18 protein-coding genes are annotated in these 21,671 nt (G+C 68.8%); 10 read left to right on the top strand and 8 right to left on the bottom strand.

Features of this window, described 5'->3' with window-relative positions:
* Window positions 1-383 precede the first annotated feature (383 nt).
* Together AB0J16_RS52905 and mgrA are read left to right on the top strand one after the other, a co-directional pair.
* A complete protein-coding gene (locus tag AB0J16_RS52905) occupies window positions 384-2,432 on the top strand; it encodes a S9 family peptidase (RefSeq protein WP_358554812.1) in 2,049 nt (682 codons plus the stop codon).
* Window positions 2,429-3,427 carry an L-glyceraldehyde 3-phosphate reductase gene (mgrA, locus tag AB0J16_RS52910; protein WP_358554815.1) on the top strand — a complete coding sequence of 333 codons (999 nt, stop codon included), beginning with the start codon at window positions 2,429-2,431 and terminating at the stop codon, window positions 3,425-3,427. The genes AB0J16_RS52905 and mgrA overlap by 4 nt, the downstream gene beginning before the upstream one ends.
* Here mgrA and AB0J16_RS52915 read toward each other — a convergent pair.
* Window positions 3,396-5,774, bottom strand: a complete 2,379-nt coding sequence (locus tag AB0J16_RS52915; RefSeq protein ID WP_358554818.1) for a lysylphosphatidylglycerol synthase transmembrane domain-containing protein — start codon at window positions 5,772-5,774, stop codon at window positions 3,396-3,398. The genes mgrA and AB0J16_RS52915 overlap by 32 nt on opposite strands.
* Window positions 5,775-5,969: 195 nt before the next feature.
* On the opposite strand from AB0J16_RS52915, the gene AB0J16_RS52920 reads away from it, so the two are divergent.
* Window positions 5,970-7,985: a molybdopterin oxidoreductase family protein gene (locus AB0J16_RS52920; protein WP_358554821.1), complete on the top strand. Its 2,016-nt coding sequence runs from the start codon at window positions 5,970-5,972 to the stop codon at window positions 7,983-7,985.
* Here the strand turns inward: AB0J16_RS52920 and AB0J16_RS52925 are convergent.
* Window positions 7,963-8,718, bottom strand: a complete 756-nt coding sequence (locus AB0J16_RS52925) for a hypothetical protein (RefSeq protein WP_358554824.1) — start codon at window positions 8,716-8,718, stop codon at window positions 7,963-7,965. The two genes, AB0J16_RS52920 and AB0J16_RS52925, sit on opposite strands and share 23 nt — an antisense overlap.
* Before the next feature lie 67 nt (window positions 8,719-8,785).
* On the opposite strand from AB0J16_RS52925, the gene AB0J16_RS52930 reads away from it, so the two are divergent.
* Window positions 8,786-9,334 (top strand): helix-turn-helix transcriptional regulator, encoded by a 549-nt coding sequence (locus AB0J16_RS52930; protein WP_358554827.1) that lies wholly within the window; start codon window positions 8,786-8,788, stop codon window positions 9,332-9,334.
* On the opposite strand, the gene AB0J16_RS52935 is transcribed toward AB0J16_RS52930, so the two are convergent.
* On the bottom strand, window positions 9,307-9,771 hold the full coding sequence (locus AB0J16_RS52935; protein ID WP_358554830.1) for a GNAT family N-acetyltransferase: 465 nt from the start codon (window positions 9,769-9,771) through the stop codon (window positions 9,307-9,309). The genes AB0J16_RS52930 and AB0J16_RS52935 overlap by 28 nt on opposite strands.
* A gap of 84 nt (window positions 9,772-9,855) precedes the next feature.
* Here AB0J16_RS52935 and AB0J16_RS52940 point away from each other — a divergent pair, with 84 nt between their 5' ends.
* Window positions 9,856-10,305, top strand: a complete 450-nt coding sequence (locus AB0J16_RS52940) for a hypothetical protein (RefSeq protein WP_358554833.1) — start codon at window positions 9,856-9,858, stop codon at window positions 10,303-10,305.
* 477 nt (window positions 10,306-10,782) lie between these two features.
* Here the strand turns inward: AB0J16_RS52940 and AB0J16_RS52945 are convergent, their stop codons facing one another.
* Together AB0J16_RS52945 and AB0J16_RS52950 are read right to left on the bottom strand one after the other, a co-directional pair.
* Entirely contained in the window at window positions 10,783-11,193 is a 411-nt protein-coding gene (locus tag AB0J16_RS52945) for an alcohol dehydrogenase catalytic domain-containing protein (RefSeq protein WP_358554836.1), read from the bottom strand.
* A 76-nt stretch (window positions 11,194-11,269) separates the two neighbouring features.
* A complete protein-coding gene (locus AB0J16_RS52950; RefSeq protein WP_358554839.1) occupies window positions 11,270-12,079 on the bottom strand; it encodes a methyltransferase domain-containing protein in 810 nt (269 codons plus the stop codon).
* A gap of 91 nt (window positions 12,080-12,170) precedes the next feature.
* On the opposite strand from AB0J16_RS52950, the gene AB0J16_RS52955 reads away from it, so the two are divergent.
* From AB0J16_RS52955 to AB0J16_RS52965, 3 genes are all read left to right on the top strand, one after another.
* Window positions 12,171-13,976 (top strand): acyl-CoA dehydrogenase, encoded by a 1,806-nt coding sequence (locus AB0J16_RS52955; RefSeq protein WP_358554842.1) that lies wholly within the window; start codon window positions 12,171-12,173, stop codon window positions 13,974-13,976.
* A gap of 107 nt (window positions 13,977-14,083) precedes the next feature.
* Window positions 14,084-15,025 (top strand): MBL fold metallo-hydrolase, encoded by a 942-nt coding sequence (locus AB0J16_RS52960; RefSeq protein ID WP_358554845.1) that lies wholly within the window; start codon window positions 14,084-14,086, stop codon window positions 15,023-15,025.
* Window positions 15,026-15,090: 65 nt separating this feature from the next.
* The gene (locus AB0J16_RS52965) at window positions 15,091-15,315 is read left to right on the top strand and encodes a hypothetical protein (protein ID WP_358554848.1); all 225 of its coding nucleotides are present in this window, start codon (window positions 15,091-15,093) and stop codon (window positions 15,313-15,315) included.
* Here the strand turns inward: AB0J16_RS52965 and AB0J16_RS52970 are convergent.
* Entirely contained in the window at window positions 15,312-16,232 is a 921-nt protein-coding gene (locus tag AB0J16_RS52970) for an NAD-dependent epimerase/dehydratase family protein (RefSeq protein ID WP_358554851.1), read from the bottom strand. The two genes, AB0J16_RS52965 and AB0J16_RS52970, sit on opposite strands and share 4 nt — an antisense overlap.
* A gap of 243 nt (window positions 16,233-16,475) precedes the next feature.
* Between AB0J16_RS52970 and AB0J16_RS52975 the strand changes: the two genes are divergently transcribed.
* On the top strand, window positions 16,476-17,012 hold the full coding sequence (locus AB0J16_RS52975) for an RNA polymerase sigma factor (protein ID WP_358554854.1): 537 nt from the start codon (window positions 16,476-16,478) through the stop codon (window positions 17,010-17,012).
* Window positions 17,009-18,013, top strand: coding sequence for a CU044_5270 family protein (locus AB0J16_RS52980; protein WP_358554857.1), 1,005 nt, complete (start codon window positions 17,009-17,011; stop codon window positions 18,011-18,013). The genes AB0J16_RS52975 and AB0J16_RS52980 overlap by 4 nt, the downstream gene beginning before the upstream one ends.
* Here AB0J16_RS52980 and AB0J16_RS52985 read toward each other — a convergent pair.
* Window positions 17,976-18,269, bottom strand: a complete 294-nt coding sequence (locus tag AB0J16_RS52985) for a Dabb family protein (RefSeq protein WP_358554860.1) — start codon at window positions 18,267-18,269, stop codon at window positions 17,976-17,978. The two genes, AB0J16_RS52980 and AB0J16_RS52985, sit on opposite strands and share 38 nt — an antisense overlap.
* A 4-nt stretch (window positions 18,270-18,273) precedes the next feature.
* The gene (locus AB0J16_RS52990; RefSeq protein WP_358554863.1) at window positions 18,274-21,537 is read right to left on the bottom strand and encodes a carbohydrate-binding protein; all 3,264 of its coding nucleotides are present in this window, start codon (window positions 21,535-21,537) and stop codon (window positions 18,274-18,276) included.
* Window positions 21,538-21,671 lie beyond the last annotated feature (134 nt).

Consider the following 21,671-nt stretch of genomic DNA (forward strand, 5'->3'; position numbering starts at 1 on the left):
CGGGGTTGTGCATCATGCACTGGCTTTTAACACACTGTTGAGTTCTCAAGAAACGGACGCGTACTCCCCAACCTGCGAGAGGCGTTCATTTCGTTTTCCGTTGTGTCTCTATTCTTTCACCAGTCCGTTTTTGTGTCAAGTTGACCGGACTTGCTTGGAATTTCGACCGCCTCTTCAATTTACCATCCCGTAGACCGGGTAGCGAATCGAAGCGACTGTCACCAAGCACAACATAACCCACGTCAAAGCCACCGGAGTGGAGGAGGTTGGTTGCGCCGCACCTGGCGACTTCTAAAGATTAGCAGCGCCCCCGACCACTCGAGACGCCTTCACTCCGATCGGAGGCCACAGAACGATCACGGCCCGGAACATAGACTCCCCACGTGAGTAGCAAAACACCGCCGCTGGCGAAGAAGTCACCGACTGAGCGCACCCATCACGGAGACACCGTGATCGACGAGTACGCCTGGCTCACCAATAAGGACGATCCCGACACGATCGCCTACCTGGAGGCGGAGAACGCGTTCCTCCAGGAGCAGACCGCTCACCTCGGCGATCTCCAGGAGCAGGTCTTCCAGGAGATCAAGGGCCGCACCCAGGAGACCGACCTGTCGGTGCCGAGCCGCAAGGGCGAGTGGTGGTACTTCAGCCGGACAGAGGAGGGCAAGCAGTACGCCGTCTCCTGCCGCGTGCCCGCCGACGGCGAGACCCCACCCGCGGTCACCCCTGGCGAGCGCCTCGACCGGGAGCAGGTCATCCTCGACGGCAACGAGCTGGCGGGCGATAGCGCGTTCTTCTCCGTCGGCACCAGCGCCATCACGCCCGACGGGAAGATGCTGGCCTACTCCACCGACTACAAGGGTGACGAGCGCTTCACCCTGAGGTTCAAGAGCCTGGAGACCGGCGAGCCGCTCGACGACGAGATCGAGAACGTCTTCTACGGTGGCGCCTGGTCGGCCGACGGGTCGGCGTTCTTCTACACGCGCGTCGACGACGCCTGGCGTCCCTTCCAGGTCTATCGGCACACGCTCGGCTCGCCGGACGACGTGCTGGTCTACGAGGAGAGCGACGAGCGCTACTGGGTCGGGATCGGGCTCACCCGCAGCGAGAAGTTCCTTGTGCTCGGCGCCGGGAGCAAGATCACCAGCGAGGTGCGCATCCTCGACGCCGCCGACCCGACGGGCGAGTTCCAGGTCGTCCGGCCCAGGAAGGCCGGTGTCGAGTACGGCATCGAGCACGCCGGCGACTTCTTCTACGTGCTCCACAACGAGAACGCCGAGAACTTCGAACTGGCCACCGCCCCGCTCGACGCTCCCGGCACCTGGACACCGGTGATCGCCCACAGCACCGAGACCAGGCTCTTGGAGATCGACGCGTTCGACGGCCACGCCGTCGTCCACTTCCGCCGCGACGGGCTGACCGGCATCCGCGTCCTCCCGTACGGGGGCGACGAGTACGAGATCGAGTTCCCCGAGCCGCTCTACGACGTCGGGCCGGCGGGCAACCCGGAGTTCAGCACCGGCAGGCTCCGGCTCGCCTACACCAGCATGATCACCCCGGCCAGCGTCTACGACTATGACCTGGCCACCCACGAGCTGATCCTGCTCAAGCAGCGCCCCGTCCTGGGTGGTTACGACCCGGACGACTATGAGCAGTTCCGCGAGTGGGCCACCGCCGAGGACGGCACCCGGGTGCCGATCTCCCTGGTCAAGCGCAAGGACACCGCCAAGCCCGCCCCCACCGTCCTGTACGGCTACGGCAGCTACGAGACCTCCATCGACCCCGGTTTCTCCGTCCCCAGGCTGTCCCTGCTCGACCGCGGTTTCATCTTCGCCGTGGCGCACATCAGGGGCGGCGGCGAAATGGGCCGTCGCTGGTACGAGGAGGGCAAGCTCACCAGGAAGAAGAACACCTTCACCGACTTCGTCGCGGCGGCCAGGCACCTGAAGGCGTCGGGCTGGAGCGAGCGGATCGTCGCCAGGGGCGGCTCGGCCGGCGGTCTGCTGATGGGCGCGGTGACGAACCTGGCGCCGGAGGAGTTCGCGGGCGTGGTGGCCGAGGTGCCGTTCGTCGACGCGCTCAACACGATCCTCGACCCGTCGCTGCCGCTGACCGTGATCGAGTGGGACGAGTGGGGCGATCCCCTACACAACGCCGACGTCTACGCCTACATGAAGAGCTACACACCGTACGAGAACGTGGACGATCGCCCGTACCCGCCGATTCTCGCGATAACCAGCCTGAACGACACCCGGGTGCTCTACCACGAGCCCGCGAAGTGGATCGCTAGGCTGCGGGCCACGGCCGGTGGCGGTCCGTTCCTGCTCAAGACGGAGATGGGCGCGGGTCACGGCGGCCGGAGCGGGCGCTATGACGTTTGGCGCGAAGAGGCCTTCGCGCTCTCCTGGATCATCGAGAGAGGCACCTCATGACCTACCAGCCGGACGACGACCGCTACGAGCGCCAGCCGTACAACCGCAGCGGGCGCAGCGGCCTCAAGCTGCCTGCCGTCTCGCTCGGGCTCTGGCACAACTTCGGCGACAACCGGCCGATCGACAACTCGCGGGCGATCCTGCGGCGGGCGTTCGACCTGGGCGTCACGCACTTCGACCTGGCCAACAACTACGGCGTGCCGTACGGCTCGGCGGAGCGCAACTTCGGCGGGATCTTCCGCCAGGACTTCACCCGCTACCGGGACGAGCTGGTCATCTCCACCAAGGCCGGCTACGACATGTGGCCGGGGCCGTACGGCGAGTGGGGTTCGCGCAAATACGTGCTCGCCAGCCTCGACCAGTCGCTGGAGCGGATGGGGCTCGACTACGTCGACATCTTCTACAGCCACCGGCCTGATCCCGAGACGCCGCTGGAGGAGACGATGGGCGCGCTGGACCGGGCGGTGCGCTCGGGCAAGGCGCTGTACGCGGGGATCTCCAACTACTCCGCCGAGCAGACGGCGCAGGCCGCGCGGATCATGCGGGGGCTGGGCACGCCGCTGCTCATCCACCAGCCGTCCTACTCGATGATCAACCGCTGGATCGAGGACGGGCTGCTCGACGTGCTGGAGGAGGCGGGCATGGGGTGCATCGTCTACTCACCGCTCGCCCAGGGGCTGCTGACCGACCGCTACCTCGACGGCGTCCCCGACGACTCGCGGGCGGCGACCAGCCGGTTCCTGAGCGCCGACCGGATCGACCGCGACCTCGCGCGCGACCTCAACGAGATCGCCAAGACGCGCGGCCAGTCGCTGGCGCAGATGGCGCTGTCGTGGGCGATCAGGGACTCGCGGGTGACCAGCGTGCTGATCGGCGCGAGCAGCGTGAAGCAGCTGGAGGACAACGTGGCCTGCGTCGACGGCCCGGCGTTCACTCAGGACGAGCTCGAGGCCATCGACAAGGTCATAGAGCTTCGTGCCGCTGGAGGTAGGTGAAGGCCGCCCAGCCGGGCAGCACCGGCAGCCAGAACGTGAGCAGCCGGTGCAGCAGGACGGCCGACGTGGCCAGCTCGGCGGGCAGCCCGGCCACGGTCAGGCCCACGGTGAGCGACGCCTCGACCGCGCCCAGACCACCAGGTGTGGGCGCGGCCGAGCCGATCGCGTTGGCCGTGAGGTAGACGACGGCGACGGCGGTGAAGCTGATGTCGCCGCCGAAGGCCTCGACGCAGGCGTCGAGGCAGACGACGAACGCGATCGTGATCATCAGGGTGCCGACGCAGGCCTCGATCATCTTGCGCGGCGACTGCAGCACGTCGAGCAGCCTGGGCAGCACGTTGGCGAACAGCTTGTGCATCCGCCCGGTGATGAACCGGCGCAGCGGCGGCACCCCGAACAGCACCACGACCAACACCGCGACCGCCAGCATCACCACGACCAGCCCACGCGACGGGCTGAACGCGGTGGCGGTGTTGGACCCGGTGATGTAGGCGAACAGCAGCAGCAGCGCGATGTGGAAGACCATCATGCTGAGCTGCGAGGCGCCCACGCTGGCCACCGCGAGCGCGGGCGAGATGCCGCGCTTCTGCAGGTAACGCGTGTTGATCGCGACGCCGCCGACGGCGGCGGGCGTGACGAGCTTGACGAACGAGGCCGCGAACTGGACCAGGACCGTGCGCCAGAGCGGTAGATGCTCGGGTACGAAGCCCCTGAGCATCAGCGCGGCGGCCACGAAACTGACGAACGAGGCGGCCAGCGCCAGCACCGACCAGGCCCAGTTGGCGGTGGTCACCACGTGCACGACGTTGACCTGGCTGAGCTGCGACAGCAGGAAGTACGCGGCCAGCGTGCTGGCGATCATCGTGACCAGCGTGCGCGGCCGGAACCGCTCCAGCCGGATCTCCTCGACCTTGCCCTGCGGTTTGAGCGCCACGATGTGCTCGCGCAGCTCGCCGAGCACGCCCTTGTCCTTCGACAGCGCCGCGCGGGTCTCGCGGGTGAGGGCGATGCGCTGGAGCAGCGGCATCGCGGCGGCCAGCGTGTCGGACCCCATGACGGCGGCGGCGGCCCGCACGGAGCGCTCGGCGCCGACGCGCAGTGCCAGATAGGTGAGCAGCTGCGCGACGTCGAGCCGGAGCAGCAGGTCGCCGGCCGCGATCTCGCCGCTGCGGGCGTCGGTGAGCACGACCCGGCCGGCCCGGTCGAGGTGGATGCTGTCGCCGGTCAGCCGCCGGTGGGCGAGCCGCTGGATCTGCAGCAGCGCGACCTGCTCCCAGATCTGGGCGAGCAGGGCGTTGTCGATGTCGGCGTCGGGCACGTCGTCGAGCGGGCGGGTTTCGAGGTGCTCGTAGGCGAGCAGCGCGGCCTCGGTGCCGATCTCGCTGGTGCCGAGCAGGCGCGGGGTGCTCGCGCCCGCCGCCTGCGCGGCGTAGGCCATGAGCGCCTCGCGCTCCAGCTCGGCGCGGAGCGACCTGATCGCCCGGCGCCTGGTCTCCGAGTTGAGCCGGATCCGCCGCCAGAGCCGGTACGGCAGGCCGGCGACCTGCCGGTCGCGGTCGAGCACGGTGACGTCGAGGCTGCTGCCGTCCTTGAGCCCGATGGCGTAGCGGCGGCTGCCCTGGTGGTCATCCTCGATGCGGCGGGCCGTTTGCGGAGAGAAGGAGAGCTTGCGGAGCGCGGCGATGACCGCGTTGCCGGGCGGCCGGGTGTTGGGGCTGCCCACGCCGTACAGGGTGCCGTAGCCCACGGCCATGCCGACCAGGACGGGCACGATCGCGCCCGGCAGCGTGATCTGCCTGGCGGAGAAGAGCGCGAAGATGTCGAGCGCGATCACCGTCCACATGAGCATGCGCCAGGTGGGGCGGCGCGAGATGCGTACGGCGGTGGCGTAGGCGACCACCGAGGTGAGCAGCGTGTTGAGCGGCTCGATGGAGCGCCCGCCGGTCAGCAGCATGCGCAGGTCCTCGACGCTGCCGCCGATCAGCCACTGGCCGAGCAGGAAGGAGCCGACCATGCCGATGATCGCGGCGATCAGGCCCTCGGCCACCCGCAGACCGTCGCGGTGGAAGACGCGCTCGACGGCGAAGGCCACCGGCACGATGAGCACGGCCGCGCCGCCCAGGAACGACGCCACGCGGCTGAGCAGATCGGGGACGAGGGTGGTGCCTTCTTTGACGTCCGCTTCGAGCCCGTTGAGCGTCTGCTTGGCGACCAGGGCGATGAGAACGACCGCGGCCAGCACGAGCAGCGTGGTGAGGAAGCGCAGCAGGTCGGAGGGCCGGCGCAGGCGCTGGGGCAGCAGCGGCTCGACTACATAGACGTCCGTTTCAGCGCGCGCTTCAGCCACGGCTGGATCCCCCTCCGCGAGGTCCTCCGCGTCATCACGTTCCCTGATTTCGGCCACCGACAGAGATTCTGCACCTTCCCGACCGACCGTACGATCTTTAGGCCCCTTCAATCCTTCACCCTTGATTTCTACCGCGCGTCGGGGCATGTCGTGGCTCCCCTAAATGCCTGGCGGGCGACACGTAAGCTGTGTCGCATGTCGGGTGAGTTGCGAGTTTTGGGGGCATGTCCTTTGGACTGCCCTGATACCTGCTCTTGGATCGTCACGGTCGAAGACGGCAAGCCCGTGAAGATGCGCGGCAACCCGGAGCAGCCTTACACCCGGGGCGCGCTCTGCGTGAAGGTCAACCGATATCTGGAGCATACCCAGGCCGACGACCGCATCCTTTACCCACTGCGCCGTACCGGGCCCAAAGGGTCGGGCGAGTTCGAGCGCATCTCCTGGGAGGAGGCGTTCGACGAGATCGCCTTCAGGCTGCGGAACATCATCGACGAGCACGGCGGCGAGGCCATCTGGCCGTACGTGGGGACGGGCTCGCTCGGCTACATCCAGGGCTGCGAGGGCGTCGCCGGGCGCCGGTTCTGGAACATGCTGGGCGCCTCCAAGCACTGGCTGAACATCTGCGCCACGGCCGGCGGGGCCGGGTTGAGCCTGACCAACGGCACGCCCGCCGGCATGGACCCCGAGGACCTCGCGCTGTCCAGGCTGATCCTGCTGTGGGGCACGAACACGCTGACCAGCGGGCACCACCTGTGGAAGTTCGTCCAGGACGCCCGCGCGGCCGGCGCGTACGTGGTGGCCATCGACCCGATCCGCACCAGGACCGCCGACCAGGCGGACCGGCACCTGGCGATCCGGCCGGGCACCGACGCCGTGCTCGCGCTGGCCCTGCTGAACGTGGTGCTCGCCGAGGGCGCCCAGGACGAGGAGTTCCTCGCCGAGCACACCCAGGGCTGGGAGTCCTTCCGTGAGGAGATCCTGGCCTACCCCGTCGAGCGGGCCGCCGAGATCACCGGCATCCCGGCCGCCGACATCCGCGAGCTGGGCACACGGCTCGCGCACACCCGGCCGACCGCGATCCGGACCACGATGGGCATCCAGCGGCACGCCGGCGGCGGCACCGCGCTGCGGACGATCGCCGCGATCCCCGGCGTGACCGGCGACTGGCGCCACCCGGGCGGCGGCGTGGCCTACTCCACCAGCGGCCACGTGCATCTCGACATCGACAAGCGCGACGACCTGCTGGCCAAGCCGGTCCGTACGCTGACCATGACCCGGCTGGCCTCCGAGCTGGACTCGGTGAAGTGCCTCTGGGTGTACGCCGCCAACCCGGTCGGCTCGACCCCCGACGCCAACCGGATCCGGCGACAGCTGCTCCGCGAGGATATGTTCACCGTGGTCATGGAGCAGTTCCCCACCGACACGGTCGACTACGCCGACATCGTGCTCCCCGCGACCATGCAGACCGAGCACATGGATCTGCACGCCGGGTACGGCCACCTCTACCTGCTCTGGAACGAGCCCGCCGTGGCGCCGCCGGGCGAGTGCCTGTCCACCACCGAGACGTTCCGCCGCCTGGCCGCCCACATGGGGATGACGGAGCCGTCGCTGTTCCACTCCGATCTGGAGCTGGCCGAGCAGCTGCTGAGCAGCGGCCACCCGTCGCTGGAAGGCGTCACGCTGGACCGGCTGCGCAAGGAGGGATGGGTGCGGATGAACTATCCCCAGCCGTTCACCCCCTTCGCCGACGGCTTCCCCACCGCCTCGGGCCGGCTCCGCTTCCCTCCGCGCGGCAAGGCGTACGTCCAACCTCATTCCGTGCGTACGGCCGGCGACTCGCCGTACCCGCTGACCCTGGTGACACCGGCGGCGCACACCTTCCTCAACACGATCTTCGGCAACAACCCGGAGCTCAGGCGCCGGGCCAAGGAGCCCGTGGTGCTGGTCAACCCGGCCGACGCCGAGGCGCGCGGGCTGGTGAGCGGGCAGCGGGTGCGGGTGCACAACGCGAGCGGCGAGTTCCTGGCCGACGTCGAGGTGAGCGACCGGGTGGCACGTGGCGTGGTGGCCTCGCCCAAGGGCCGCTGGCCCAAGCACAGCCCCGGCGGCGCGAACGCCAACGCGGTCGTGGCCGAACGCGACGCCGACATGGGCAGGGGTCCGGCCTACCATGACAACCTGGTCGAGGTCAGCCCTTGTGCCGATCCATGAAGTGCCGGTCCATGAAGGCGATGATCCGGTCGAGCACCTCGGGGCCGTGAGGGCTGCCGAACAGCGCTGAGGCGTGCAGGCTCTCGCCCTTGATGACGTGGAGCTCGTTGTCGGGGGCCTTGGTGGCGGCGTCGTGGGTGCGCTGGAGGTCCTTGGCGCCGCCGTACGCGTCGTTCTCGCTGCCGATCTGGAGCAGCGGGACCGTCAGCTTGGCCGCCTCGCCCTCGGCGACCGCGCCGGACAGGGCGACCACCCCGGCCACCCGGGAGCCCAGCCGCTCGGCCGCCGGGACGGAGGCGGTCGCGCCTATGGAGCCGCCGACCAGGAACAGGCGCCGCACGCCCTTCTCCTTGGACAGGCGCTTGGCCATGGCGACCGTCACCTCGTCGGGGTATTCGGCGCTCTTCCTGGCGTACAGCAGGACCCGGTAGCCGGCCGCGACCAGGCGGTCGGAGAGCGGGCGCCAGGTGCAGACGTTGCCGTTGCGCTCGTACGTGATCACCACGCCGACCGCGCCCTTGCCGGTGATGACACCGGGCAGGTCGTCGCCGTAGGTGAAGATCTTGCCGTCCGCGCTGGTGAAGCAGCCCGAGACGTTGGGGCCGGAGACGTTGGGGGTGGTGACCTTCGCCGCCGGTGTAGGCGGAGTGGCGGGCGCGGTCGTGGTGCTGACCGCGCCTCCGCAGGCGGTCAGTGTCAGAACAAGCCCGATCGAACCGATGATCGCGCGCATCGCCGCCCCTTCACCACACTATGTCTGAAGTGACATAGTCGATGGGGACAATACCCTTGGCGGCACCATGACCTCAACGCTGGGATTCGCGATCCTCGCCGTGCTGGCTCGCGGCGACCGCACCGGATACGACATCGCCGCGGCCATGCGGCGGCCCATCGGCTTCTTCTGGACCGCCGGACACAGCCAGATCCACGCCGAGCTGCAGAAGCTGCGGGCCGCCGCCCTGGTCGGCTACGAGGCCGAACACGGACCGGGGCCGCAGGACAAGAAGGTCTACCACCTGACGGACGAGGGCTCCGCGGAGCTGCGCGGGTGGGTGACCCGGCCGCCGAAGGAGCGGCCGGAGCGGGATGAGCTGGTGCTCAAGACGTACGCGGCGTGGCTGGCCGAGGCGGGGCTGGTCAGGCGGATGTTCGCCGACCAGCTGGCCGCGCACGAGGCGCGGCTGGCCGAGTACGAACGGGAGGAGGCGGCGTTCGGCGGCCCACCGCCGTTCGGCGATCCGCGCTTCGGCAACTACGCGACGCTGCGGTGCGGTCTGGGATACGAGCGGCACCGCGCCGAGTGGTGCAGATGGATGATCGATCAGCTGGGCGACAGCGACAGCTTGTAACCCTCGTGCGAGGCGTCGAAGCCAAGCGAGTCGTAGAACCGGTGCGCGTCGGTGCGCGACTTGTCCGAGGTGAGCTGGACGATCGCACAACCCCGAGCCCGCGCCCGGTCGATCGCCCACCGCATCATCTCGCGGCCCAGACCCTGACCCCGAGTGGAGGCGTCGACCCTGACGGCCTCGATCTGACAGCGCTCGGCCCCGAGCCGCGAGAGCCCGGCCAGGTAGGTGAGCTGCATGGTCCCGAGGACCTTGCCGCCGCGCTCGGCGACGATCAGCTCGTCGTAGGGGTTGGCGTCGATCCGGGCGAAGGCCGCCAGATACCGCTCGTCGGCCGGGTCTCCCTCGCGCTTGGCGCCGAGCGGGTCGTCGGCCAGCATCGCCACGACGGCGGGCACGTCGTCGGCACGGGCCGGGCGGATAATCCAGGTTTCGTCCATGCCCGAATCATGCCCGACAAGTCAGGGAGGGCTCAGGGTAGGTCCCCGATGCGATAAAGGGGTGTCGAAAGGCACTCTGGGGACATGAACGAAATCAGTCGACGCGATGAGGTCTCGCTGTCCGGCGCCGCTCTGCGTGGCGCCCCTTGGAAGACCGCCGCCGTCAGCGGTGGCGCGACGGCCGCGGTCAGCTTCGGGCTGGGTGTGCTTACCGACTCCGCCGGCCTGGTGTGGTCGCTCGGCCTGGGGATCAGCGTGTTCGCGCTGGTCGCCGCCATCGGCGCGGTGTCCAAGCCGCACGAGGGCGACCGGGTCACGCGCCAGGCGCGTCTGTGGGCGCTGAAGCACCCGTGGAGGTTCGCGCTGCTGCCGGCCGCCATCACGGCGGTCCTGGACTACCCGGTGCAGCTCGTACTCGACGGGGAGGGGGTGTTCGGCTCGGCGTTCCAGTCGGTCTGGCATGGCGCCCTGGTCTATGTGATCGCCGGCGTCCTGACGCTCACGAGGCAGGGACGAGCACGATCTTCCCAGTGACCCGGCGGTTGATCAGGCTTTCCAGCGACCCACGGTTGATCAAGTCGTCCATGGCCCGCCCGGCCTCCTCCAGTGGCCTGGCCTCTGGAGGTGCCGGGTCGATCCCGGGCATCGTGAGGAACTCTTGGAGCATCAGCCGATACACGCGCCCCAATCCACCGTTCCTGAACAGTGAACGTGAGTTGCACTGGCGCGCCCCGAACGGTGTTGGGCGTGCTGGTTGCCCGCGTTCTAGCCGCATCCGGGCCCGGCGCATCGTGTGCGCGGTCCGGTGTGCAGTGGCGGGTTCCCTCACGCCCGGCGGCACACGGTTCGGCCTGGACGCTCCGATGCCCCACACGATCGCTCTGGTCGTGCGGGGGCGGTGGCGTCCGTCACCGGATCGGATGCCGCTGGGCGCGTCATGCGATGGCCATGGCGGCGGCGCCGGATCACGGCAATCCCACCCCCAGGCCATTACCTACAGCGACCGTTAGATTACCATAAGTTGACCTGCCGGGTAGAACTTGTGAGCGACACACAGCCGCCACAAAGCGCGTACATGGCCGTGCAATAGCTCTGCGCGAACACCGCCGCGGTTCGCGGATCGAGGCCCTCCGGCAGGGGTACGGCCTGCTCCTCCGAAATGACGACATGTGTGGCGTAGCCGCCGAGCCCGGTGATGGCGAGGACCCTGCTGCCGTCGGCCAGCCGCCCGGCCACCTCGTACCCCGGAGTGAAGGGCAGCTGTGGCTTGAGCTGGTAGGTGCCGCCGACCATCAGCCCGTCGACGTAGTTGACCCCGGCCGCCTCGACCTCGACCACCACCTGGCCGGGTCCCGCGACGGGATCGGGCCGCTCGACGAGCTCGACCGGCTTGCCGAACGCGGTGCAGACGACTGCCTTCATCCGGACAGCGTCCCCGATAGAACATCATTCTGACAAGCTGGCCAGTCCACCAGATAGTGACTCAGCGCTCTGCTGGTCAGTCCCACCAGATCGTGGTCCAGCGCTCCCGTGGGAGCGGCCACATGCCGAGCTCCAGGGCCGTCGCGCCGACCTCCGCCGAGCGCGCGGGGTCGAGGCAGGCGCGCTGGCAGACGCTGTCGGCCAGGTCCTCCAGGGAGTTGAACCGGTCCAGCGGCGCCTCCCGCTCCTCGACCCGTACGGGGTAGCCGAGCGCGGCCGCCAGTGCCACGCAGTCCTCGGCGACCGGCCGGACCGGGCGGTCCACGTTGTGGAAGTGCTGCCACAGCGGGGCCATCCAGCTCATGGGGTGGCGGTGCGGGAGTTCGATGACGACGCGGCGCCTGGCGTGGTCGTTCAGCGCGCGGAGGAAGTCGGCCAGGTCGGGCACGTTGTAGACGACATGGGCGCAGACCACCACGTCGACGACCGGCACCTGCTCCGCCACGTCGGGCCAGCGGCCTTCGATCGTGGTGAGCGGGACGCCGAGCTTGTCCGCCCTGAGGGTGAGCTCGTCGAGCATCGCGGCGGAGGTGTCGACCGCGTACAGCATGGAGAACCGGTCGTGCAGCGGCAGTGACGCGGCGCCGGTGCCCGCGCCGACGTCGAGCAGGGTGGCGCCCTCGTCCAGCGCCTCGATGAGGTGCGTCGCGGTCGGCCCGTCGTCGGGCTCGGCGAGCGCCCTGTCGGTGCGCGTGGCGAAGCGCGCCGGGTGATGACCCCACGGATCAACCGGCGCCTTGGCCATGATCTCGGCGGGGATGGCCCAGGAGTCCAGTCGCTCTCGCCAGCGGGTGGCGAGTTCTTCGGCGTCCATGGAGATGAGCATGCCACGCATATTCACGGTTACTCGCGGGTAGCATTTCGAGTAAGGTTACTGGCCAGTACATAACGCCCCCGGTTCAAGGAGATCGACACTCATGGGCCACTACAAGAGCAACGTCCGTGACCTGGAGTTCAACCTCTTCGAGGTGTTCGGGCGACGCGAGATCCTCGGCACCGGGCCGTATGCCGACATCGACGAATCGGTGGCCCGCGGCATTCTGGAAGAGGTCAACAGACTGGCCACCGGTGTGCTCGCGGACTCCTTCGAGGAGGGCGACCGCCACCCGCCGGTCTTCGACGCCGCCACGAGCTCGGTCACCGTGCCCGAGGGTGTCAAGAAGTCGTTCCGGGCGCTGGTCGACGGTGGCTGGGCGCATCTCGACCTGCCGCGTGAGCTGGGCGGCCCCGGCATCCCCCGGAGCCTGGCCTGGGCCACGGCCGAGATGGTCCTCGGCGCGAACCCGGCCCTCTACATGTACGCCGCCGGGCCCAACTTCGCCTACACGCTGTGGGAAGTCGGCACCGAAGAGCAGAAGCGCTTCGCCGAGCTGGCCATCGAGCGCGACTGGGGCGCCACCATGGTGCTGACCGAGCCCGACGCGGGCTCCGACGTCGGCGCGGGCCGGGCCAAGGCGATCCGGCAGCCCGACGGGACCTGGCACATCGAGGGCGTCAAGCGCTTCATCACCAGCGCCGAGCACGACATGTCCGAGAACATCTTCCACCTGGTGCTGGCCCGCCCCGAGGGGCACGGACCGGGCACCAAGGGCCTGTCGATGTTCCTGGTGCCCAAGTTCCACGTGGACCTGGAGACGGGTGAGCTGGGCGAGCGCAACGGCGCCTACGTCACCAACGTGGAGAAGAAGATGGGCCTGAAGGTCTCCACGACCTGCGAGCTCACCTTCGGCGACAAGCACCCGGCCATCGGCTGGCTGGTCGGCGACGTGCACGAGGGCATCAGGCAGATGTTCATGGTGATCGAGCACGCCCGCATGATGGTCGGCACCAAGGCCATCGCCACGCTGTCCACCGGCTACCTGAACGCCCTGGAGTACGCCAAGAGCCGCGCCCAGGGCGCCGATCTGACCCGGATGGCCGACAAGTCCGCGCCTCGGGTGCCGATCACGCATCACCCGGACGTACGCCGCGAGCTGATGCTGCAGAAGTCGTACGTCGAGGGCATGCGCGCGCTGGTGCTCTACACGGCCACCTTCCAGGACACCATCCAGATGAACCCCGGCGACCGGCACGCGCGCGACATGAACGACCTGCTGCTGCCCCTGGTCAAGGGTGTCGGCTCCGAGCGGTCGTACGAGCTGCTCGCCCGGTCACTGCAGACGCTCGGTGGCTCGGGCTACCTGCAGGACTACCCGATCGAGCAGTACATCCGCGACGCCAAGATCGACTCCCTGTACGAGGGCACCACCGCGATCCAGGGCCTGGACCTGTTCTTCCGCAAGATCCTGCGCAACCAGGGCGCCGCGATCGGTTCGCTGCTGGCCGAGATCAACGCCTTCGCCTCCTCCGACGCCGGCAACGGCCGCCTCAAGGAGGAGCGCAAGCTGCTCGCCGAGGCCGCCGCCGACATCAAGGTCATGGGCGACACGATGGCCGGCTGGGCGCTGGGCGCGCTGGAGACGCCGAGCGAGGTCTACAAGGTCGGGCTCAACACGACCAGGCTGCTGCTCGCCCTGGGCGACCTGGTGATCGGCTGGCTGCTGCTGCGCCAGGCCGAGATCGCGCTGACCCGGCTCGCCGACGGCGAGGACGCCTTCTACCAGGGCAAGGTCGCCGCCGCCTCGTTCTTCGCGACGACCGTGCTGCCCCGCCTGGCCACCGAGCGCCGGGTGCTCACCGCCACCGGCCAGGACCTGATGGACCTGCCGGAGGACGCCTTCTAGGCCCGAACAGACCAGCCGCCTCCCGCTGAACGCCCGCTTCCCGGTGAAGCGGGCGTTCTGCTGAGAAACGCACAGTCCGTACGCCCCGCACGGGGTACGTTCGCGGCATGAGCGCGTCCACCCACGATCACCCGCTGGCCCCGCCTCGCGTCGAAGAGGTCTCGGCGGGCGTCTTCGCCTACATCCAGCCCGACGGCAGCTGGTGGATCAACAACACCGGCTTCCTGGCCGGGCGGCGCGGCGTGATCTCGATCGACGCCTGCTCGACCGAGCGCCGCACCCGGGCGTACCGGCGGGCCATCGCCGAGGTCACCGACCGGCCGATCACCACGCTGATTAACACCCACCACCACGGCGACCACACCTTCGGCAACTACCTCTTCCCCGAGGCCACCATCGTCGCCCACGAGCGGACCCGTGAGCTGATCCTGGCCGAGGGCATCCCCGACTACCGGACGTTCGCCTGGTCGCCCGACGTGGAGTGGGGCGATCTGGAGGCGGTGGCGCCGTTCCTCACCTACACCGACGGGGTCACGGTCTACTCCGACGACCTGCGCTGCGAGGTGCGGCACGTCGGCTTCGCCGCGCACACGACCAACGACTCCTATGTCTGGATCCCGGAGCGGCGGCTGCTGTTCGCGGGTGACCTGGCCTTCAACGGCGGCACGCCATTCGTGCTGATGGGGTCGGTGACGGGCGCGATCGAGGCGCTTGCCCAGCTCAGGGAGCTGGGTGCGGAGACGGTCGTGCCCGGCCACGGCGACGTGTGCGGGCCTGAGGTCTTCGAGCCGGTGCGGGGCTACCTGGAGTTCGTGCTGGCGACCGCCGAACGCGGCCGGGCGGCGGGGCTGACTCCCCTGGAGGCGGCCCGCGAGACCGATCTGGGCGAGTGGGGCGAGCTCCTGGACGCCGAGCGCATCGTCGGCAACCTGCACCGCGCCTACGCCGAGCTGGACGGACTGCCCCGTGGCGGCACGATCGACCTCGTCGCCGCCGTCGTCGACATGATCACGTACAACGACGGGAAGCCACTGTCCTGTCTCGCCTGAGTGTGATCACCCATACCCGGGTATGACCGAGGGCGTACGCGTTCTTTGCCGTCCTGGAGGTCGTCATGGGTGTCGGGGTCAGCATCTTCTTCCTCACGCTCGGCGCCATCCTGCGATTCGCCATCGAGCCGGACGTGTTCGGTCAGAGCGTGCACATGGACACGATCGGCGTCATCTTCATGATCGTCGGCGGGGTGGGCGTGGTCCTGAGCATCGTGCTGGACTCGAAGCGGGGCCGCACCTCTGACCACCAGCTGATGCACCGCGAGAACAACCCGCCGGAAGGCTAGTTCGACGCCGCGGCGATGGTGGCCTTGAGGGCGACATCGAGCGGAGTGGCGGTCATGCCGAAGGTGTTCTCGAACGCCGAGGAGTCGACGACGAACGGGCGGTCGAACTGGTAGCGCGTCTCTTTCAGCTCACGGATCACGGGGTTGATCAGCTCGAGTGCGAGCAGGATCGGCGCCGGGGGGCGGTTGAGGCGCGGTGCGGGCGCTCCGGCGAGTTCGCACAGCCGCCCGGCCAACGCGCGGGCCGATAGCGCGGCGTTGTTGGGGGTGTGCCAGGCGCGGCCCCAGGCGCGCTCGTCGGTGGCGGCGATGGCCATCGCGGCGGCCACGTCGGGCAGGTAGGTCCACGAGTGGGGCTGGTCGGGGTCGCCGAGGAAAGAGGTGCTCTTGCCGGCGAGCAGCGAAGGCACGAAACGGGTGCCGACGGGGGTCTGGTCGCTGGCGCCCGGGCCGAAGTAGTCGGAACTACGGATCTCGGTGACGCGGGCCCGGCCGGCCTGGTGCGCGGCCAGCGCGTCGGTCCACATCTTGGCGCGGACACGGCCCTTGACGCCGGGGGCGGCGAGGGGGAGATCCTCGACCATCGGCCTGGTCACGGGTCCGTAGGCGTAGAGGTTGCCAGCGGTGACGAGCACCGCGCCGGTGGCCTCGGCGGCGGCCAGCAACGCGGAGGCCAGCGGCGGCCAGTCCTGGGCCCAGCGGGGGTAGGCGGGGCCCGCGCAGTTGTGGAGGGCGTCAGCGCCCTTGACGATCCGGGTGAGCCGGTCGCGGTCGGTGAGATCGGCCGCGACGGACTCGACGCCGGCTGGGCCCTTGCCTGACCTGGTGATCACGACGACCTGGTGGCCCTGGGCGAGCAGGTGCCCGGCGAGGTGCTTGCCGACTTGTCCAGCTCCGGCGATGACGTGCTTGCCCATGATGTCCTCCGTTTGATGCGCTGCTCTCTTACGAGATCAATGCTCTCTCAAACTGGCGACCGAATCAAGAGCAGTGCTCTCATTTCAGGTCGCCGATCTAACGAATCTTGCGGGACAGCAGGTCGCGGGCTTGGGTGCGGCCACGGTCAACAGGCGTTTGGGTTGCTTGGCGATCTGATGGAAGGGTCTCCCGGGAGCGGGTAATCACAGGTGTCCCTGTTCCCCGGCAAGGGAGACCCTTGCATGATCACATCTCCTGAAGGAGCGGTGGCCGATCCCGAGCGGTTCGCCACGGTCTTCGACGCGCACTACGAGGAGATCCGGCGCTACATCGGCCGCCGCCTCGACCTCGACATCGCCGAGGACCTCGCCGCCGAGACCTTCCTCGCCGCGTTCCGCCGTCGCGACAGCTTCGACGCCGCCAAGGGCGGCATCAGGCCATGGCTGTACGGCATCGCCACCAACCTCATCGGCAAGCATCGGCGGGCCGAGCTCCGGCATTACCGAGCGCTGGCCAGATCGGGTCCGCCGCCGGACGAGGGCGGCCATGACCAGCGGGTCGCCGATCGGGTCACCGCCGGAGTGACCGTACAGAAACTCTCGGCCGCGCTGGCCGGACTGTCGCGCGGTGAGCGCGATGTGCTGCTGCTCGTCGCCTACGGCGAGCTGACCTACGACGACGTGGCGGCGGCGCTCGGCATCGCCAACGGCACCGTCGCCTCCCGGCTGAGCCGGGCCAGGACCAAGCTGCGTGACGCGCTGGGAGTTGAGGTGCGATGAAGGAGTTCCAGCTCATCGACGATGTGATGCCGGACGTGCCGCCCGCCGATCCGGCCAGGACGATGGGGATCCGGGCACAGCTCATGGGCCGCCCCCCGCGCCGGCGGGTGCCCGGCTGGTCCCGGGTGACGCTCGCGGCGGCGGCCGTGACCGTGGTGCTGGTCGGCGGGTTCGTGGTGGTGCCGAGGCTGGGCGGGAGCGAGGTCGACACGGCCGCCACCTCGAACGTGCCCGCGGTGCTCGCGGCGGCGGACCGGCTGGCCGCGCAGCCCCCGGGCACGGGCGCCTGGTGGCGGCGGGAGGTGCGGCAGGTGTCGCGGCAGGTCGGCAAGGCGAAGCCCGCTTATGTCGTCGAGCAGCGGACCGGCGAGGTGCTGTGGGTGAGTCGGAAAGGGGAGACCCGGCTCGAGTTGAAGCCTGTGACCAGCGTGCCGCTCACGCCGGCCGACAAGCGGGCGTGGAAGGAGGCCGGCTCGTTGCGGCTCTGCAATTCAACGCGCGGTTGCACGCTCGGCCGGGTGTTCTTCACCCCCTTTGACCCGAAAAAGCTGAAGCCCGTGGGGCAACTGCCGACCGACGCCAAAGCGCTCAAGGCCGAGCTGCTGAAGCAGTATCCCGCGGACGGCCGCGACACTCAGGAGGCCTGGCTCTGGGCGGCAAGCAGGTGGCTGCTCCTCGACGTTCCGAGCACTCCGGGCACGCGGGCGGCGGTCTATCGGATGCTCGCCGGGCTGCCGCACGTGAAGGTGGCCGACGGAGTCAAGGACGACGAGGGACGCGCGGGGATCGCGCTGCTCCTCGGCGACCCCCTGCAGCAGCAGATCATCATCGACCGGGACAGCGGTGACCTGCTGGCCGTGCAGAGCGAGATGCTCCGGTCGGACGGCAAGCAGGCCACGTTCCCGATCGGCCAGACGTTCGAGTCGTTGCTGGTCGAGCGGCTGGGGTGGACCGACGAGCAGCCTACAGAGAAAGCTGAACGGCGGCTCGGCTCGCGATGATGGGCTTGATGTGCTCCGCGATCACCTTCTGGTGCTGAGGGTGATCGCGGTACACCAGGTAGTCGTCGACGTTGTCGAAGTCGGCGACCACCGCGAACTCGTGGTTGCCCTGGTTGATGCCCGCGTCGGTGTCCGCCGTGTACGCGCGGATCTCCGGGATGATCCCCGGCAGTTTCCGCAACTCGGTGGCCACCGTGGCCTTCTGCTCCTCGGTGGCGTCCTCGGTCCAGGTGAACAGCACGACGTGGCGAATCATGAGCTCAGCCTATCGAGATCCTATCGGCGTTCGGGCCGCCGTTGGCCGTCGTGGCGGTGGCTCTGATCTTGTTGACTCCTTGCGCGAGGGTGACGGTGAGAGTGGAGGTCTGCCAGGTGTCCCAGTTGCCGGTGGCGTTGAAGTCGCGGGTCACGGCGGCGCCGCCGTTGACCGTGATGGTCATCGGCCGGTTCACCGTCGTGCCGTTGGCGTAGCGCAGCTCCAGAGTGACCGGTCCCGCCACGGGGGCGTTGACCGTCCACTCGACGTAGCTGCCGGTCAGGTTGTCGTAGTTCACGAACCCGGTGCCCGTGTAGCCGTCGTGGTTCGACTCCACCACGCCCTGGGAGATCGTCGCGTCCTCGGCCTGGTAGACGACCGGGCCGCTGCCGGTGGTCTCGGTGACCGCGTTCGAGGCGTCCGAGGCGTTGCCGGCCGCGTCGCGGGCCTTGACCGTGAAGGTGTACGCCGTGGCGGCCGCCAGGCCCGAGACCGTCGCCGTCGTGCCGGTGACGGTGATGGCCAGGGTCGTGCCGTTGTAGACGTCGTAGCCGGTCACTCCGGTGTTGTCGGTCGAGGCGTCCCAGGCCAGCGAGACGCTTGAGGACGTCTTGGCGGTGCTGTGCAGGTTGCCCGGCACGCTGGGCTTCTCGGTGTCGGGCGGGCCGGTCGGGCCGGCCGGGACGGTGAGCGTGGCGGTGTTCCAGCCGGAGACCCTGACGCTCGCCGCGCCGCTCAGGTCCGAGGCGCGGAACGTGGCGGTCAGCGTCTTGGACTCGCCCGGCCACAGGCTGATGGCGTTGTCCGACCACTGGATCGGCAGCACCGGCTTGCCGGCCGCGTCCACGACGTGCGCGTCGAGCATGAACGCGGGGATCGCGCCCGTGCCGGTGTTCTTGATCGTCACACTCACGTTCCCCGGGGACGGTGAGGTGGCGGTGGCGGTGATCGGGGCCTGAGCCAGGCCGTTGAGCCCGGTCAGGTTGGCGTAGCTGGTGGTCGGCACGTAGTACCAGTCGTTGTTGTCCCAGTCGATGACGTCGCTCGCGGTGGACAGCGCGTACACGTTGCGGTCGATCTCCTCGCCGCCGCGCAGCAGGCTCAGCCGTACGAGGTAGGTCGTGGACAGGCCGCTGATCGACGGCACGGTGACCGCGGTGGCCTTGCCGCCGTCGGCGGGGGCGGTGACGGTGGCCGTGTTGGTGTACTTCGAGGTGCCGTCCATGTTGAACACGTCCGTCTTGACCGTCAGGCCCGAGGCGGCCGAGGTGCCCGAGTTGACCACGACGACGGACTTGTTGTCGTAGGAGTACTGCACATGCAGCGGCTTGTTCGCCTCACGCGCGCCCCAGTAGGAGCCGCCCTGGTCGAGGTAGTAGTCGAACAGCTGCCAGTGCAGCGACGACCAGCCGCTGTTGAGCATCCAGTAGATGACGCCGGTCGAGGGGTTGCTGGAGTCGGTGAAGTTGCGGCCGTAGGCCTCGAACTGCGCGCGGACCGCCTCGTACTGGGCGAGCTGCGCCTTCTTCACGTAGTCGTTCAGGCTGGACGGCACGCCGTACCGGCCCCTGAGGGCGTTGTGGTAGATCGTCAGGTTGTTGAACGTGCTCGACGGGGAGCGGTGATACTGCGTCGCGCTCGGGCTCTGCCAGAGCGAGTTGATCTGCGCGGTGGTCATCATCCGCTTCAGCGAGTCGAGCGTCGGCACGTCCGGGCCCGCGCTGGTCTCGGAGTTGAAGCCGAACGCGCCGCCTTCGCGCTTGTTGTACCAGTAGTTCGGCGGCACCCACTCGTACGGGCCGGGCATCTTCAGGCCGGAGTTGCCCAGTTGCGGGCTGGACTTGTCCGAGGCCACGGAGACGATCGGCAGCGGCCACTCGGCGGCCGTCAGGGCGTCGAGGTAGTTGGTCTCCTTCTGGGCCGTCGGCGGGTTGTCGGAGCCGATCAGGAACGAGATCACGCTGGGGTGGTTGCGCAGCCGGGTGGCCTCCGCCTGCATCGACGCCTTGGCGATGGGGTAGTCGGCCGTGGCGAACGAGCCCTCCCACTTGTTGCAGCACTCCCAGCCGGGCAGCATCAGGATGCCGTACTTGTCGGCCAGGTCGTAGAGCTCGTCGGTGTCCAGGTGGCCTTCGACGCGGATGGTGTTCAGGCCGAGGTCCTTGACGTAGCGGATCTTGTCTTCGAGGTAGCGCAGGTCCTTGCGCAGGAAGATGTCCGGCGACCAGCCGCCGCCCCTGATCAGTATCGACCGGCCGTTGATCTTGTAGAAGCGGCGGCCGCTGGCGTTCTTGCCCGACTCCACCTTGCGGACGCCGAAGCGCTGGGTCAGCGAATCGCTCACCGCGCCGCCGACGGTCGCGGTCAGGTTGAGGTCGTAGAGGGGCTGGGCGCCCATCTGGTACGGCCACCAGACCTGTGGATTGTTGAGGGTCTGGGAGAAGGTGATGCGCTTGGTCTCGTTCGCGGCTAAGGAGACGTTCTGGGAGAAGGTGAGCGAGCCGATCGTGCCGCTGACCGTGGTGGTCACCGCGCTGCCCGTACCGTTGCGTACATCGGCCTTGATCGTCAGGTCGGCGCGGTCGAGCGCCGGGACGGCCAGGTTGGTGATCACGTGCGCGTCCCGCAGAGAGACGTCGGCGCTGCGCCTGATCAGCACGTCGCGGAAGATGCCGGTGTTGTCGTCGCGCGGGACCTGCACCCAGTCGATCCAGCCGATCGTCAGGTGGTTGTTGGGGTTGTTGGCGTTGACGCGGAAGGCCACCGAATTGGCGCCCGGGTGGACCAGCGCGGTGATGTCGCGCTCGTTGCGGGTGTAGGCGCCGGCGACCTGGGCGGCCGTGGCCACCTGGCTGCCGTTGACCCACACGTCGGCGCTCGACATCACGCCGCTGATGTCGAGGAACGTGCGTAACCCGGTCTCCGAGCCGAGCGTGAAGTCCGAGCGGTACCACCAGGGCACGTCGAAGTCGGCGGTCGGGATCGACTGCATGTTCGTGGAGAAGAACGGGTCGGAGTAGACGTTGTTCTCCAGCAGCCCGGCCAGGACGGTCGAGCGCGGGCCGACCGGATACCAGCCGGAGGCCGCGTAGCCGGGAGTGGAGATCGCGGCGCCGGAGTCCGACACCTTGGCGGATGACTGGATCTTGTAGCCGGAGAGAGCTGTCGAGGAGGCGGTCGCGGCCGGGGCGGCCAGGGCGACACCTCCAGCGCTGACCAGCAAAGTGCAGGTCCAGAGCAGGATGAGGATGAGCCGGGAGCGCGCCATGGGTCCTCGCAAGGCCGATGGAGTTTGTTAATAAACCTTCTTAACAACTAAACGCGATCTCGTAAATGCCCAAATTTCTGGACATCGTGGTGGCGGGTGGTTATTCTCAAGTCGAGATTTACTCAGCTTGAGAA

This window comes from Nonomuraea sp. NPDC049750 (genome assembly GCF_040659625.1).
Taxonomy (GTDB): Bacteria; Actinomycetota; Actinomycetes; order Streptosporangiales; family Streptosporangiaceae; genus Nonomuraea.